This is a genomic window from Streptomyces sp. NPDC008121 (assembly GCF_042957155.1).
GTDB lineage: Bacteria > Actinomycetota > Actinomycetes > Streptomycetales > Streptomycetaceae > Streptomyces.
The window spans coordinates 306,891-320,449 of sequence record NZ_JBIBHT010000006.1; the positions used below are offsets into that span (position 1 = coordinate 306,891).

16 protein-coding genes are annotated in these 13,559 nt (G+C 72.6%); 8 read left to right on the top strand and 8 right to left on the bottom strand.

Annotated elements, in window-relative coordinates:
* Positions 1-119 precede the first annotated feature (119 nt).
* The 3 genes from ACFZBD_RS21740 to zapE form a co-directional block, all read right to left on the bottom strand.
* On the bottom strand, positions 120-1,484 hold the full coding sequence (locus tag ACFZBD_RS21740; protein ID WP_391141768.1) for an alkaline phosphatase PhoX: 1,365 nt from the start codon (positions 1,482-1,484) through the stop codon (positions 120-122).
* 160 nt (positions 1,485-1,644) lie between these two features.
* A complete protein-coding gene (locus ACFZBD_RS21745) occupies positions 1,645-2,070 on the bottom strand; it encodes an OsmC family peroxiredoxin (RefSeq protein ID WP_391141771.1) in 426 nt (141 codons plus the stop codon).
* Between the two features lie 34 nt (positions 2,071-2,104).
* A complete protein-coding gene (zapE, locus tag ACFZBD_RS21750) occupies positions 2,105-3,205 on the bottom strand; it encodes a cell division protein ZapE (protein ID WP_391141774.1) in 1,101 nt (366 codons plus the stop codon).
* Between the two features lie 36 nt (positions 3,206-3,241).
* Here zapE and ACFZBD_RS21755 point away from each other — a divergent pair, with 36 nt between their 5' ends.
* From ACFZBD_RS21755 to msrB, 4 genes are all read left to right on the top strand, one after another.
* Positions 3,242-4,015: a dihydrofolate reductase family protein gene (locus tag ACFZBD_RS21755; protein WP_391141776.1), complete on the top strand. Its 774-nt coding sequence runs from the start codon at positions 3,242-3,244 to the stop codon at positions 4,013-4,015.
* 106 nt (positions 4,016-4,121) lie between these two features.
* Positions 4,122-4,616 carry an indole-3-glycerol phosphate synthase gene (locus ACFZBD_RS21760; RefSeq protein WP_391141778.1) on the top strand — a complete coding sequence of 165 codons (495 nt, stop codon included), beginning with the start codon at positions 4,122-4,124 and terminating at the stop codon, positions 4,614-4,616.
* 188 nt (positions 4,617-4,804) lie between these two features.
* The gene (gene murC / locus ACFZBD_RS21765) at positions 4,805-6,214 is read left to right on the top strand and encodes a UDP-N-acetylmuramate--L-alanine ligase (RefSeq protein ID WP_391141781.1); all 1,410 of its coding nucleotides are present in this window, start codon (positions 4,805-4,807) and stop codon (positions 6,212-6,214) included.
* A 16-nt stretch (positions 6,215-6,230) separates the two neighbouring features.
* Positions 6,231-6,644, top strand: coding sequence for a peptide-methionine (R)-S-oxide reductase MsrB (msrB, locus tag ACFZBD_RS21770; RefSeq protein WP_391141782.1), 414 nt, complete (start codon positions 6,231-6,233; stop codon positions 6,642-6,644).
* A 17-nt stretch (positions 6,645-6,661) separates the two neighbouring features.
* On the opposite strand, the gene ACFZBD_RS21775 is transcribed toward msrB, so the two are convergent.
* Positions 6,662-7,543: a hypothetical protein gene (locus ACFZBD_RS21775; protein WP_391141784.1), complete on the bottom strand. Its 882-nt coding sequence runs from the start codon at positions 7,541-7,543 to the stop codon at positions 6,662-6,664.
* Positions 7,544-7,563: 20 nt separating this feature from the next.
* Complete coding sequence (locus ACFZBD_RS21780; RefSeq protein WP_391141786.1) at positions 7,564-8,004, bottom strand: hypothetical protein; 441 nt, start codon at positions 8,002-8,004, stop codon at positions 7,564-7,566.
* A gap of 104 nt (positions 8,005-8,108) precedes the next feature.
* Here ACFZBD_RS21780 and ACFZBD_RS21785 point away from each other — a divergent pair, with 104 nt between their 5' ends.
* Positions 8,109-9,539, top strand: coding sequence for a TerD family protein (locus tag ACFZBD_RS21785; RefSeq protein WP_391141788.1), 1,431 nt, complete (start codon positions 8,109-8,111; stop codon positions 9,537-9,539).
* A 16-nt stretch (positions 9,540-9,555) separates the two neighbouring features.
* On the opposite strand, the gene ACFZBD_RS21790 is transcribed toward ACFZBD_RS21785, so the two are convergent.
* Entirely contained in the window at positions 9,556-9,861 is a 306-nt protein-coding gene (locus ACFZBD_RS21790) for a DUF397 domain-containing protein (protein ID WP_391141790.1), read from the bottom strand.
* Positions 9,858-10,691 (bottom strand): Scr1 family TA system antitoxin-like transcriptional regulator, encoded by an 834-nt coding sequence (locus ACFZBD_RS21795; protein ID WP_391141792.1) that lies wholly within the window; start codon positions 10,689-10,691, stop codon positions 9,858-9,860. The genes ACFZBD_RS21790 and ACFZBD_RS21795 overlap by 4 nt, the downstream gene beginning before the upstream one ends.
* A gap of 147 nt (positions 10,692-10,838) precedes the next feature.
* Here ACFZBD_RS21795 and ACFZBD_RS21800 point away from each other — a divergent pair, with 147 nt between their 5' ends.
* Positions 10,839-11,285, top strand: a complete 447-nt coding sequence (locus ACFZBD_RS21800) for an ATP-binding protein (protein WP_391141794.1) — start codon at positions 10,839-10,841, stop codon at positions 11,283-11,285.
* A gap of 28 nt (positions 11,286-11,313) precedes the next feature.
* Here ACFZBD_RS21800 and ACFZBD_RS21805 read toward each other — a convergent pair whose 3' ends face one another.
* Complete coding sequence (locus tag ACFZBD_RS21805; RefSeq protein WP_391141797.1) at positions 11,314-11,706, bottom strand: VOC family protein; 393 nt, start codon at positions 11,704-11,706, stop codon at positions 11,314-11,316.
* Positions 11,707-11,753: 47 nt separating this feature from the next.
* Here ACFZBD_RS21805 and ACFZBD_RS21810 point away from each other — a divergent pair, with 47 nt between their 5' ends.
* Together ACFZBD_RS21810 and ACFZBD_RS21815 are read left to right on the top strand one after the other, a co-directional pair.
* Positions 11,754-12,389, top strand: a complete 636-nt coding sequence (locus ACFZBD_RS21810) for a nucleoside/nucleotide kinase family protein (RefSeq protein ID WP_391141800.1) — start codon at positions 11,754-11,756, stop codon at positions 12,387-12,389.
* 182 nt (positions 12,390-12,571) lie between these two features.
* A complete protein-coding gene (locus tag ACFZBD_RS21815) occupies positions 12,572-13,537 on the top strand; it encodes a hypothetical protein (RefSeq protein WP_391141802.1) in 966 nt (321 codons plus the stop codon).
* The last annotated feature ends 22 nt before the right edge of the window (positions 13,538-13,559 follow it).

Genomic DNA, 13,559 nt, shown 5'->3' on the forward strand with positions numbered 1-13,559 from the left:
ACGGAAATTATCTGATGATTCGCTCGGTGGCCGCCACCGGCACTCGGTCGGCGGCCGGATCAGCCTCCCGGCCGCCTCAGCGCCACCGCCGCCACCGCCGGATCAGCCTCCCGGCCGCCTCAGCACCACGGACCCCGCACCGCGAACGTCGTCCCCGGCGTGTAGCAGTTCACGTACATCGTCCGGCGGTCAGGCGAGAACGTCACGCCCGCGAACTCGCCCCACTCGGGCGCCTCCGGCGTCCCGATGTTGTTCGCCCCGCGCGCCACCGCGTACAGCCGGCCCTTCCGGCTGAGCCCGTAGACGTGCTGCGCGCCGTCGCCGTCCTCGCAGACCATCAGTCCGCCGCCGGGCGCCAGGCAGATGTTGTCCGGGGACTCGCCCGGCAGCCGGATGTCCGTGCTCGGACCGAAGACGACGACGAGGGTGAGCCGGCGCAGGTGCGGCTCGTACTTCCAGACCTGGCCGAAGTGGGTGGCCCCCGAGCCGTCCGCCGCGCGGGCGAAGCTGGAGACGAAGTAGACCGCCCGCCCGCCCCAATAGCACCCCTCCAGCTTCTGCGCGTGCGTGATGCCCCGCGGGCCGAAGTCCTGGAGGCGGATCGGGGTCCGCTCCGCCTGCGGATCCGGTACGGGGACCCACTCGACGCCGTCGAAGGACGCGCCCGTCTCCTGGATCACGGACAGGTCCGGGACCCCCGGCACCCGCATGGCCTGCAGCGCGCCGCCCGCGCGCAGCGAGCCGGTGCCGCCGAGCGGCTTGCGGGGCAGGAAGCGGTAGAAGAGGCCGAAGGGGTGCTGGAAGGCGTCCTCCGTCTCGTAGACGATCCCGCTGCGCGGGTCGACGGCGATCGCCTCGTGCTGGAAGCGGCCCATCGCGGTGAGCGGGACGGCCCCGGTGCGGTGCGGGTCGGCGCCGTCGACCTCGAAGATGAAGCCGTGGTCCTTGGTGTAGCCGGCGGTGCCCGCCTTCTCCTCGGTCTCCTCGCAGGTGAGCCAGGTGCCCCAGGGGGTCGGGCCGCCCGCGCAGTTGACTGCGGTGCCCGCGATCGCGACGCGCTCGCCGAGGACCTCGTTCCGGCCGTCCAGCTCCAGCGCCGTACAGCCCCCCTTGGCGGCGGGGTCGTAGGTCAGCCCTTTCACGGTCGGGACGCCGACGCGGCCCGTGGTCCGGTTCTCGTGGTTGCGTACGAGATGGGTCCGTCCGCGCCGTCCGGCGAAGGCGCCCATGCCGTCGGGATTGCTGGGGACCGGGCCCTCGCCCGAGCGGAGGGGGTCGCCCTCGCGGGAGAGGACCTTGTAGCGGAAGCCCTTCGGGAGGTCGAGCAGTCCGGCCGGGTCGGGGACGAGCGGGCCGTACCCGCTGCCGCTGCTCGCGGCCGCGCTGCCGGCGAAGAGTTCGCCGAAGGCGCCGGCGAAGGCGATCCCGGCGACGGACGCGCCGGTACGGGACAGGATCTGACGTCGTGTTGCGGACACGCTCATGAGGCAACCCACTCTGTTGGCGGACAGGTGTGTGTGACCCGCATGTGTGTACCACGCGTGGTGGTGACACGTGAACCATGCGGGCCCACGGTTACCTCGGGTGACAGCCGATCAGATGAGCGCGCGGCTCCGGCCGTCGGTGGCCCGGAAGGCCGGTGGATCAGGCCAGTTCGGCGGTGAGCGTGATCGTCGTGCCGGTGAGCGCCTGGCTGACCGGGCAGTTCTTCTTGGCGTCCTCGGCGAGGGACTGGAACTGGTCCGCGTCCAGGCCGGGGACCTCGCCGCGCACGGTCAGGTGGATGCCCGTGATGCCCTCGCCCGGCTGGAAGGTGACGTCGGCCTTGGTCTCCAGCCGGGTCGGCGGGTTGCCGGCCTTGGCGAGGCCGTTGGAGAACGCCATGGAGAAGCAGGAGGAGTGCGCGGCGGCGATCAGCTCTTCCGGGCTCGTCTTGCCGTTGGGCTCCTCGGAGCGCGCCGGCCAGGAGACGTCGTACGAGCCGAGGCCGGAGGAGTCGAGGGTGACGACGCCCTCGCCCTTGAGGAGGTCGCCCTTCCAGACGGTGTGGGCGTGACGGACGGTGGCCATGGTGAATCCCTTTCGATCGGGTATGGCCCCCAACCTACTGCTCCACCAGACCCTTTGCGTCGCGTGCCAGCGCCGTGAGCCGGGAGATCGCCCGGAAGTACTTCTTCCGGTACCCGCCCTTCAACATCTCTTCACTGAACAGCCGGTCGAAGGGGAGCCCGGAGGCGAGCACCGGGACCTCGCGGTCGTACAGCCGGTCGGCGAGGACCACGAGCCGCAGCGCGGTGGACTGGTCCGGGACCGGGGTCACCTCGGTGAGGCAGACCGCGGTCACGTCGTCCGTCAGGGCGCCGTAGCGACTGGGGTGCACCTTGGCCAGGTGGTCGAGGAGATGGGGGAAGTCGTCGAGGGAGGCGCCCGGGGTGGCGTACGCCGCCCTGACGACCTGCTCCTCGGCGTACGGAGCGGGGGCCTCGGGCAGTCCGCGGTGGCGGTAGTCCTCGCCGTCGATCCGCAGCGGGCGGAAGTGGGCGGACAGGCCCTGGATCTCGCGCAGGAAGTCGGCGGCGGCGAACCGGCCCTCGCCGAGCTTGCCCGGCAGGGTGTTGGAGGTGGCGGCCAGCGCGACACCCTCCTCGACGAGCCTGCTAAGCAGGGAGGAGACGAGGACGGTGTCGCCCGGGTCGTCCAGTTCGAACTCGTCGATGCACAGCAGCCGGTGTCCGCTGAGGGTCTTCACGGTCTGCTGGAAGCCGAGCGCGCCGACCAGATTGGTCAGCTCGACGAAGGTGCCGAACGCCTTGAGCGCGGGCTCGGCGGGGGTGGCGTGCCAGAGGGAGGCGAGCAGGTGCGTCTTGCCGACGCCGTAACCGCCGTCGAGATAGACGCCGCGCGGGCCGGTGGGGACCGCGGGCTTCTTCGCGAACAGACGGGCGAGGACCGGCTGCCGCTTGCCGGCGCCACTCGCGTGCGCGCCGCCGAGCCCCTCGGCGAAGGTGCTCAGCACCTCGACCGCCTCGGTCTGGCTCGGCTGGTTCGGGTCCGGGATGTACGTGTCGAAGCGCACCGAGTCGAACCGCGGGGGCGGCACCATCTCCGCCACGAGCCGGTCGGCGGGGACATGCGGCTCTCGGGCGCAGAGCGAGAGGGGGGCCGCTTCCGTGGAAGCCGCTTCGGTAATGGCACGGGTCGACACAGTTCCCCACTCTAAGGGCCGTGTCAGACTGCGGGGATGCGACGCCTGTTCCCTGTGACGGACATGACAGCAGCCGATGCGGCGGCCGGGGACCGGGAGTGGTCCCTCGACGAGCTGGCCGACGCCTACCCGTATCCGGAGGGTGACGGCGCGTGGCTGCGCGCCAACATGGTCTCCTCCCTCGACGGCGCCGGACAGCACGACGGCCGCTCCCAGCCGCTCTCCTCCGACACCGACATGCGGATCTTCGGCACCCTCCGGGGCCTCGCGGACGTGATCGTCGTGGGGGCGGAGACGGTACGGCTGGAGGGGTACCGCCCCGCCCGGGCGCGGGAGGCCTTCGCGGGCCGCCGGGCCGCCGCCGGGCAGGGCCCCGCGCCGGTGATCGCGGTGGTCAGCGCCTCCCTGGACCTGGACTTCTCGCTCCCGCTCTTCACCGGCCCGCTGGTTCCGACCCTCGTCCTGACCGGGGCGGCGGCGGACCCCGGGCGGGTGAGCGAGGCCGGGAAGGCGGGCGCGGAGGTGGTGGTCGCGGGGGATGGTCCCGGGGTGGACCCGGCGCGAGCCGTGGCCGCGCTGGCCGAGCGGGGCCTGCGGCGGCAGCTGACCGAGGGCGGCCCGCGGCTGCTCGGCCAGTTCGTGGCGGCCGGCGTCCTCGACGAGCTGTGTCTGACGGTCTCCCCGACGATGACGGCGGGGGACGCCCAGCGGATCGCCGGAGGGCCCCCGGTGGCCGTGCCGAAGCGCTTCGCCATGGCGTCGGTCCTGGAGGAGGCCGGGTTCCTTTTCACCCGCTACCGTCGGATCTGACATGGAGCGGAATTTGCCGTTCCGGTTAGCGTCCGCTGGGCACACTTACTCTCGCAGACCCCGTGTGGGCACGGGGAAGGATGGTTTCCGCAGAAGGGCTCCTGAGGTGTTCACAAGCGTTTTGATGATCGAGAAGCCCCTGACGTCGGTCGACGTGGAGTTCGTCACCACCCTGCACGGCGACGAGGAGGTCTCCTTCATCGTGCTGATGCAGCCGCGCGGTGACCAGGCCGATGTCCTGCTGCGTGCCATCGACGACGTCGCGATGGGCGAGCTGAAGGAAGCGACCCGGGAGGGCGAGGAACCGGAGGGCAAGGAGGCCAGACGCCCGGCGGAGGCGGCCCTGGAACACTCCCTCCAGGCCCTCCGCGACGCCGGCTGCGGCGCCGTCGGCCAGGTCGTCGAGGACCATCCGCTCGACAGGATGAAGACCGTGGTCGACGAGTCCGGCGCCGACGAGGTGATCGTCCTGACCGCGCCGCACTACGTGGAGGAGTTCTTCCACCGCGACTGGGCGTCCCGGGCCCGCCACAAGGTGGGCGTCCCGGTCCTGAAGCTGTTCGCGCACAGCGAGGAGCCGCAGGAGCCCGGGAAGGAGTAGGCGGGGGCCCGCGCGGGGGAGGGGCGCCCGGTGGGGCCCGCCCCTCCCGCACGCAAGCCCGCCCGCGCCGCCTCCCGCCCCCGGCAGCCCGCCCCGGCTCCCCGCCCGCCGCGTGCGGCGCCCGGAGGGCGGGCCGGGAGCCACTAGGCTGGGACCTCCTGTACGCCGCACTCCGGGGAGAGATCCGCATGGCATCCGCCATCCCTGCCGCCGCCGTCGTCCCTGCCACCATGGAGCGGCCGCACTTCATCGGCATCGGCGGTGCCGGAATGTCGGGCATCGCGAAGATCCTCGCCCAGCGCGGCGCGAAGGTCGCCGGCAGCGACTCCAAGGAGTCCGCGACCGCCGAGGCGCTGCGCGCCCTCGGCGTCACCGTGCACATCGGGCACGCCGCCGCCCACCTCGCCGACGACTCCTCCGCCGTCGTCGTCTCCAGCGCCATCCGCGCCGACAACCCGGAGCTGGTCCGCGCCGCCGAGCTGGGCATCCCGGTCGTCCACCGCTCCGACGCCCTCGCCTCCCTCATGGACGGCCTGCGCGCCGTCGCCGTCGCCGGGACGCACGGCAAGACGACGACCACCTCCATGCTGGCCGTCGCCCTGACCGAGCTGGGCCTCGACCCGTCGTACGCCATCGGCGGCGACCTCGCCGGGCCCGGCACCAACGCCCGCCACGGCGCCGGCGCGGTCTTCGTCGCTGAGGCCGACGAGAGCGACCGCAGCTTCCAGAAGTACGACCCCGAGGTCGCCATCGTCCTCAACGTCGAGCTGGACCACCACGCGAACTACGCCTCCATGGACGAGATCTACGAGTCCTTCCAGGCCTTCACCGCCAAGATCCGCCCCGGCGGCACCCTGGTCGTCGGCGAGCACCCCGGCGCCCGCGAGCTGGCCGCGCGGGTCTCCGGCAACCGGGACCTGCACGTGGTCACCGTCGGCGAGTCCGAGACCTCCGACGTGTGGATCCGCTCGATCGTCCCGAACGGCATGACCAGCGAGGTCGTCGTCGTCATGGACGGCGTCACACACACCTTCACCGTCTCCGTCCCGGGCCGCCACTACGCCCACAACGCCGCCGCGGCCCTCGCCGCCGGCGCCCGCGTCGGCATCGACCCCGCCGAGCTGGCCCAGGCACTCACCGCCTACACGGGAGTCGGCCGTCGCCTCCAGCTCAAGGGCGAGGCGGCCGGCGTCCAGGTCATCGACTCGTACGCCCACCACCCCACCGAGATGACCGCCGACCTGGAGGCCATGCGCGGCGCCGCCGGGGCCGCCCGCCTGCTGGTCGTCTTCCAGCCGCACCTCTTCTCCCGCACCCAGGAGCTGGGCACGGAGATGGGCGACGCCCTCGCCCTCGCCGACGCCTCGGTCGTCCTCGACATCTACCCGGCCCGCGAGGACCCCATCCCGGGCGTCACCAGCGAGCTGATCATCACCGCGGCCCGCGCCGCCGGCGCCGACGTCACGGCCGTCCACGACAAGGGCGCCGTCCCCGAGGCGATCGCGGGAATGGCGAAGCCCGGCGATCTCGTTCTGACCATGGGCGCGGGCGACGTGACGGACCTGGGCCCGCTGATCCTCGCCCACCTGGCGAAGTAACAGAGGGAGTGAGCCGATGTCGTACGACGTCGAGAAGCCGGACGAGCAGTGGCGCGCGGAGCTGACCCCGGCGGAGTACCAGGTGCTCCGCCAGGCGGGCACCGAGCCGGCCTTCCGGGGCGAGTACACCGACACCACGACCAAGGGCGTCTACTCCTGCCGCGCCTGCGGTGCGGAGCTGTTCACCTCGACGGAGAAGTTCGCGTCGCACTGCGGCTGGCCGTCCTTCTACGACCCTAAGGACTCCGACGCCGTCGAGCTGATCGAGGACCGCTCCCACGGCATGCTCCGCACCGAGGTCCGCTGCTCCCGCTGCGGCTCCCACCTGGGCCACGTCTTCGAGGGCGAGGGTTACCCGACCCCGACGGACCAGCGCTACTGCATCAACTCCATCTCCCTGCGCCTGACCGCGGAGCCCGACGCCGGCTGAGCCCCCGCCGGTACGCGTCAGCCGGCGGTCCCGCTCGACAGGGCGCCGCCGGCCACCACATCGGGCGGATGGAGCATATCGGGGACGACGGCCGCGCCCGGGGCCGTGTGGACGAGCGCGGTCACGGTGATGCCCTCCCGCGCGGTCCGGAAGTCCCGTGACCGCAGAAGGCACCCGGCGTAGGCCGCCGACAGCACGTTGTCGTACTTCGACTCCGGGATGGCGCACGGCGCGGCCGCCAGCGCCGCGCAGACACGGGACGTGTCGATGGCCGCGCTCTGCGCGTTGCTCACGCCGACGACGACGTTGCGGGTGCCGTACGCGTTCGGCATCGGGTAGTACCCCTCCAGATAGCCGCCCTTGTGCGCGCCGCAGTACCCGAGGGCCGCGGCGGGCAGGAAGGGGGAGACGGCCTCCGCCACCGTGGTCGCGTTGAGCCGCAGGTCGCGGCCGCCCAGGACCAGCGCCGGGCGGAATTCCGGATCCTTCGTGTACACCCCCACCGAGAGCGCCGTTCCGGACGCGCCCTCGACCACCTGGACGGTCTCCCACTCGCGCTCGTACTGGTGCAGCCGGTTCCCCGAGGGGAGAGCGACGGAATGGTCCGGCTCGGTGCCGAGGGCCTGCTGGATCCGGTAGTAGCCCCGCCCGGGGACGAGTTCCGTGAGGAGCCGTTCCTCGGCCGCCATGCGGTAGCCCGGGCTGGACGTGTACAGCTGACGGCCGAACCAGAACAGCCCGGCCGTCACGGCCAGTACGGCGACGACGACCACGGTCGTGGTCAGCGGGCGGCGCGGGGTGTGGTGGACGTTGATCTGGGGGCCGTCGCCCAGGTGCAGGGGGCCGTGGAACTGCCCGCCGTGGACGCTGACGGCGGGCCTCCGCTCTTCGGACGGCATGCGCGCGGGTCCGGTCCGGCCTAGCGCGGGCCGAAGTGGTTGATCTGGGTGCCGCTGCCCAGGTGCATGGGCCCGTGGAACTCCCCGCCGTGGATCTCGGTGCGCACCGGGGCCTTCTCGCCCTCCTGCGGGAACTCCCCGAGGATCGCCCGGAGTTCGCCGACGGACTCCGGGTGCTCCGCGAGCACCGCCCGGAGTTCCGTCCGCCACTGCTGCCTGGCGCTCTCGTGCGCGCCGCCGGGATCGGCGAGGACCCGGGCGCGCGAGGCGTCCAACTCCGCCTCGGCCGCGGCGCTCGACCTCCGGAGCAGGCTGCCGAACCGTTCCCGCGCGCGCTCCCAGCCGTCCGTCACCATCAGTGCGACCAACGTCGTCGCCCCCGAAGAGGCCAGCGCCACCAGCTCGGCTTCCATGTCGTTCTCCCCCCGCGGATCCAGCAGTTCGGTCGTGCCGGTGGCCATCCTAGATCGACGTGCGGAGGAGGCGCCGAGGGGCGCTTGCCCGCGGGGCGGGGGAGGGCCGAGGATTCCCGATGATCCATCAGAGATCGTCCTGGGGAGGGGAAATGATGATCAAGGGGGCCAACGCCTTCGTCCCGTCGGTGCCGCTGCGCATCGCCGTGCGGAGCGGGGTGGACGTCATGGCGCTGCTGCTCACCGAGCGGGGCCGGGTCAGGGGCGACGGGGATGTCGTCTTCCACGGCGCGCCGGTCCATCCGTCCGGCGCCGTGCGGCTGCTCGGGGAGGAGAGCGGCACGATATGGCTGGAGACCGACCTCACGGCCGTGGAGGGGGACATCGCCCGCGTCCTCGTCGTCGGATCGACGGAGGGCGGCGCGATGCGGGACGTGCACGGGCTGTCGGTGGAGGCGTACGCGCCGGACGGCACGTCGGTCGCGCGGTACGACGTGTCCGACGCGGGCGGGGAGACCGCGATGGTGCTGGCGGAGCTGTACCGGCGGGCGGGCGGCTGGAAGTTCCGTGCCGTGGGGCAGGGCTACGTCCAAGGCCTCGCCGGCCTGGCCACGGACCACGGCGTCGACGTGGCGGACACCGCCCCGGCCCCCGTTCCGGCCCCCGTTCCGGCCCAGGCACCTGCCCCGCCGCCGCCCGTGCCGTCGGCGGTTCCGTTCCAGGTTCCGCCTCCGGCGCAGGTTCCGGCGCAGCCGCCGTTCCAGGCTCCGGTTCCGGTCCAGGCTCAGGTCCCGCCTCCGGTCCACGCCCCGGCGCAGGCGCCGGTCCCGCCCGCGGTTCCCTTCCAGGTCCCGGGTCCACCTCCCGTACCGGCTCCCGCTGCCGTGCCGGCCCCGGCTCCCGCGCCGACCACGTGGACGTACGGTGCTGTCTTCGAGCCGTACGCGCAGACCGGCCGGGACAACGACGTGATCACGGTGGACGCGCTGCCGCCGGGGCCGGTCATCGTCGATCTCGCCGTCCGCGGGGACGGGTACACGGGCCTGTGGCCCCTCACCCGGTTCAACAAGGAGGGCGACAACCTCGTCAACAGCACCGAGGAGGACTACCGGGGCCGCGTGCTGGCCCACGTCCCCGACAGCGGCCGCCTACGGTTGCGGCTGAGGGCCGACGGGCCCTGGGAGCTGCGCGTACTGCCACTGGCGGCGGCCGCGCACCTGTCGGAGCAGCAGTTGGAGGGCCGAGGTCCTGACGTCCTGCTGCACACGGGAGGGACGGCCGATCTCGTCCTGCGCTACCGGGGTGACGACAACCTCATCGTCTACCTCTTCGAACTGGCGGGGCACCACGACTCCACCGCCCTGCCTAACGGTGAGAACGTCGTCAACGAGATCGGCAAGCGGCGCGAGACGGTACCCCTGCCGGAGGGCCCGGTCCTCGTCCAGCTGGAGATGGCGGACGGCCCGTGGCGGGCGCAGCTGAAGCACCTGGAGCCGCGCAGCCGGCCCTTCGCGGGGGACGGTTCCGGGCAGGTCACCGACATCCGCCACGCGCAGGGCCGCTCGCGGCGGGGCAGGCGCTGACCTCCCGCCCCGGGGATCAGGCGTGGGTCGCGTGCTCGACGAACGCGGCCCACGCGGCGGGGGCGAGGGCGAGCCGGGGGCCCTGGGGGTTCTTGGAATCCCGGACGTGGACGGTGGTGGGGCAGGCGGCGACCTCGACGCAGTCGTCGCCGTCACCACTGCTGTAGCTGGACTTGTGCCAGGAAGCGGCAACCTCGACGCAGTCGCCGTCGCCGCTGCTGCTGTAACTGGACTTGTGCCAGGAGAGGGCTACTTCGACACAGTCGCCGCTGCCGCTACTGCTGTAGCTGCTCTTGAACCAGGACAGTTCTGTGATGCTCATACCGCTCCTCGCATCTGCCGCAACAGGCTCCGGGAGTCTTCCAGGGTAAGAGCCTGTGAGCGCATCCTGGCATATCGCATCTGAAGGATGCTGACCACTTTGGGGTCGGCGATGAACTGGCCGCTTTCCTGCCCCTCGCAGTACGCGAACCACCTGTTGTCCGGGGTTTCGAGGAGCTGCATGGGGCCGCCGAGGCCCGCATGATGACCCCGCGTCCTCGGCATGATCTGGATCTCGATGTTGCGCCGCACGTCGAGTTCGAGGATGTGGTCGATCTGCTCCCGCATAACCTGCGCCCCGCCCGTCGGCCGTTCCAGGACGTGCTGATCCATGATGAAGCTGTATGCCGTGTTCGGCCGCTCGGTCAGGAGTCGTTTGCGTTCGAGTCGGGCCGCTAGGCGCGTCTCGATCTCGTCGTCTCCCAGCGGCGGGCGCTGCTCCCTGAACAGCTCCCGCGCGTACGGCGCCGTCTGCAACAGCCCCGGCACCAGCCGGTTCTCGTACGTGTACAGCGTCAGCGCCTCCGCCTCCAGCTTCGCCCACTGGCGGAACCAGCTCGCGATCCCCGGCTGCCGTGCCAGATGCCTCGCCGCCGCCCGGATCACCCCGAACGCGTCCAGCACCTCCTCCGCCCGCTCCACGAAGTCCTGGCGCGGAAACCGGCGCCCCTGTTCGATCGAGGCCACCGTCGGGACCGAGTACCGCACCCGGGGGGCGAACTCCTCCTGGGTCAGCCGCGCCCGTTTGCGGAAGGTCTTGACCACCTCCCCGAACGTCTTCAGGCTGTCCGACGTCTCCGGCTCCCCGCCGCCCGGAATCCCGTCCGTCATTCCGCACCCACCTCCCGCGCCCCACACGTCAACCCGCCCATGCTCACGCGCGGTTACCGGTACTGTCCACCCTCCGAACCCGTACGCTCACTCAGCGTACGGGTGGCTGACCTGGCAACACGGCCCTGACCTGGCCACATTGATCACATGACGTCTCCCGTGACCCGCGAAGAACCCGTCACCGTACGTGTGTTCACCCAGCGCTTCAGCTCCACCCCGCGCGGCGCCCGGCTCGCCCGGCACCTCGCCCTGCACCAGCTCGACCGCTGGGGCGTTCCCCACGGCGCGACCGCGTCCGACACGGCCGCGCTCCTCGTCGCCGAGCTGGCCGCCAACGCGGTCACGCACGGGCGGGTCCCGGGGCGGGACTTCGAGCTGACGCTCGCGTACACGACCGGGCGGCTGCTCCGCGTCGACGTGTCGGACACGCGCACGGAGCGCAGGCCGCCGGAGCCCGGCGGCCTCGCCGGGCCGGTGCCGCTGGGCGAGTCCGGGCGGGGGCTGGTGATCGTGGAGGCGCTGGCCTCGCGCTGGGAGGTCCTGGACCGTGTCCCGGTCGGCAAGACGGTCCGCGCCGAACTCGACCTCGGCTGACGCCGCGCCGCCGGGTGCGGGGCCGGCTTCAGGAGGCGGGCTGGAGGAGGTCCCAGCGGTTGCCGTACAGGTCCTCGAAGACGGCGACGGAGCCGTACGGCTCGTGGCGAGGCTCCTCAAGGAAGCGCACGCCCGCCGCCGTCATCCGGGCGAGGTCGCGCGCGAAGTCGTCGGTGTGCAGGAAGAAGCCGACCCGGCCGCCGGTCTGGTCGCCCACCCGGGCGGCCTGGCCGTCGTCCGCCGCGCGGGCCAGCAGCAGGCCCGTACCGGCGGGGCCGCCCGCCGGGCGCACGACGATCCAGCGCTTGCCGTTCCCGCGGTCGGTGTCCTCGACGAGGTCGAAGCCGAGGGCCTCGGTGTAGAAGGCGAGGGCTTCGTCGTAGTCGCGGACGAGCAGGGTGACGAGGGCGAGGGAGGACATGTCTCTACGTTATACGTATGACCCCGGGGTCGCCAGCCGGTGCGACAATGCCCGGCATGGACGCTCAGCAGCTCGCCGACCTCACCGCCCGTGCCCGGCGCCTCGCCGTCCCCGGCCGCCGGAGGATCCTGGGCCTCGCCGGAGCCCCGGGCGCCGGCAAGTCCACCCTCGCCGAGGAGCTGGTCGCCGGACTCGACGGGCTCGCCGCGCTGGTGCCCATGGACGGCTTCCACCTGGCCCAGGCCGAGCTGACCCGGCTGGGGCGGGCGGGGCGCAAGGGGGCGCCGGACACGTTCGACGCCGCCGGGTACGCCGCGCTGCTGGCCCGGCTGCGCGCCCCGGAGCCCGGCACCGTCGTCTACGCCCCCGCCTTCGACCGTTCGCTGGAGGAGCCCGTCGCCGGCGCGATCCCGGTCGCCCCCGACGTACCGCTCGTCATCACGGAGGGGAACTACCTCCTGCACGACGAGGGGCCGTGGGCGGCGGTCCTGCCGCTCCTCGACGAGGCGTGGTTCCTTGAGCCGGACGACGGGAGCCGGGTGTCCCGGCTGATCCGGCGCCACGTCCGGTTCGGCAAGGAACCGGCCGAGGCCGAACGGTGGGTGCGGGAATCCGACGAGGCCAACGCCCGGCTCGTGGCGCGGGGGCGAGACCGGGCGCACCTCGTGGTGCGGCCGGCCTGAGGCGCCCGGCTCCGCGCCCGGCTCCGCGCCCCGGTGCCCCGGTCGGCGGCGGCGCGCCGAACCCGTGCGGGGGGCCGCCGAGTCGGGCCGGAAGCGGCCCGTCGCAAGCCCTCCTGATCCACACACCACCCTCTAGGCTGATCAGGACGGCACGGACCGCAGGGCAACGGAAGGCGGCGCACGTGGGTTTGTTCCGGCGAGGACCCCGGCGGGACGGCGAGGACGCCCCCAGGGACCCCGAGTTCTCCTACTTCTCCGCACGCGAGGGCACGCTCTTCCGCGGCCAGGTCCGCGAGGCGTTCGCCGAACTCGGACTCGAAGTCACCGTCTACGCCGACCTGGTGAGCGACGACAGCGGCCGGCAGTTCGGCCTCGGCAACCTGGCGGCGGTCTGCCACAACGACCGGCGGGGGCCGCGCGTCTGGCCGGAGCTCGTCCGTCGCCACGTCCGCCTCGTCCTGCGCACCATGGACGGGCCCTCCGCCCTCGACACCCTCCCGCCCGAGCAGATCCGCGCCCAGCTCTACCCCCGGGTGGTCAGCGGCGACGGCATCGACCCGGGGGCCTTCGGCTACGCCAGGACCGTCGCGCCGGGACTGTACGAGATCCTCGCCCTCGACCTGCCGGAGAGCGTCATGCTGCTCACCGACGAGGCCCTGGAACCCCTCGGCGACGTCCAGCGGCTCCGTGACCGGGCGCTGGACAACCTGCGCGACCTTCCGGTCGAGGGGCACGAGACGGTCCGGGACGCCGACGGCATGTGCTTCGAGGTCGTGCTCGGCGACTCCTTCTACACCGCGAGCCGGGTCCTCGACCTGGACGCCGTCGTCCGCCGCGTCACCGGCCGCCCGCTGACCGAGCACGGGGCGCTGGTCGCGCTGCCGTTCCGGCACCAGCTCGCCTTCCACCCCATCCGCGACACCACCATCGTCGCCGCGCTCGGCGCGATGGCCTCCTTCGCCGCCTCCGGCTACGAGGACACCCCGGGCTCCATCAGCCCGTACGTCTTCTGGTGGCGCGACGGCACCCTCACCCAGCTCAGCGAGCGGGATGCCGAGGACGGCGACCTGCGCATCGTCGTCGGCGACGACTTCCAGGAGCTGCTCGAACGACTCATCGCGCAGGGGCCGGACAAGGACAGGCGCTGAGCGGTTCGTGCCCCGTGAGCAC

What these genes read in the sequence shown, in the direction of transcription:
- msrB (WP_391141782.1), top strand. Translation starts at nt 6,231, where the DNA reads ATGTCGTACGACGTCGAGAAGCCGGACGAGCAGTGGCGCGCGGAGCTG.
- ACFZBD_RS21800 (WP_391141794.1), top strand. Translation starts at nt 10,839, where the DNA reads ATGACGTCTCCCGTGACCCGCGAAGAACCCGTCACCGTACGTGTGTTC.
- ACFZBD_RS21780 (WP_391141786.1), bottom strand. Translation starts at nt 8,004, where the DNA reads ATGGCCACCGGCACGACCGAACTGCTGGATCCGCGGGGGGAGAACGAC.
- ACFZBD_RS21785 (WP_391141788.1), top strand. Translation starts at nt 8,109, where the DNA reads ATGATGATCAAGGGGGCCAACGCCTTCGTCCCGTCGGTGCCGCTGCGC.
- murC (WP_391141781.1), top strand. Translation starts at nt 4,805, where the DNA reads ATGGCATCCGCCATCCCTGCCGCCGCCGTCGTCCCTGCCACCATGGAG.
- ACFZBD_RS21805 (WP_391141797.1), bottom strand. Translation starts at nt 11,706, where the DNA reads ATGTCCTCCCTCGCCCTCGTCACCCTGCTCGTCCGCGACTACGACGAA.
- ACFZBD_RS21755 (WP_391141776.1), top strand. Translation starts at nt 3,242, where the DNA reads ATGCGACGCCTGTTCCCTGTGACGGACATGACAGCAGCCGATGCGGCG.
- ACFZBD_RS21795 (WP_391141792.1), bottom strand. Translation starts at nt 10,691, where the DNA reads ATGACGGACGGGATTCCGGGCGGCGGGGAGCCGGAGACGTCGGACAGC.
- ACFZBD_RS21745 (WP_391141771.1), bottom strand. Translation starts at nt 2,070, where the DNA reads ATGGCCACCGTCCGTCACGCCCACACCGTCTGGAAGGGCGACCTCCTC.
- ACFZBD_RS21790 (WP_391141790.1), bottom strand. Translation starts at nt 9,861, where the DNA reads ATGAGCATCACAGAACTGTCCTGGTTCAAGAGCAGCTACAGCAGTAGC.
- ACFZBD_RS21775 (WP_391141784.1), bottom strand. Translation starts at nt 7,543, where the DNA reads ATGCCGTCCGAAGAGCGGAGGCCCGCCGTCAGCGTCCACGGCGGGCAG.
- ACFZBD_RS21740 (WP_391141768.1), bottom strand. Translation starts at nt 1,484, where the DNA reads ATGAGCGTGTCCGCAACACGACGTCAGATCCTGTCCCGTACCGGCGCG.
- ACFZBD_RS21810 (WP_391141800.1), top strand. Translation starts at nt 11,754, where the DNA reads ATGCCCGGCATGGACGCTCAGCAGCTCGCCGACCTCACCGCCCGTGCC.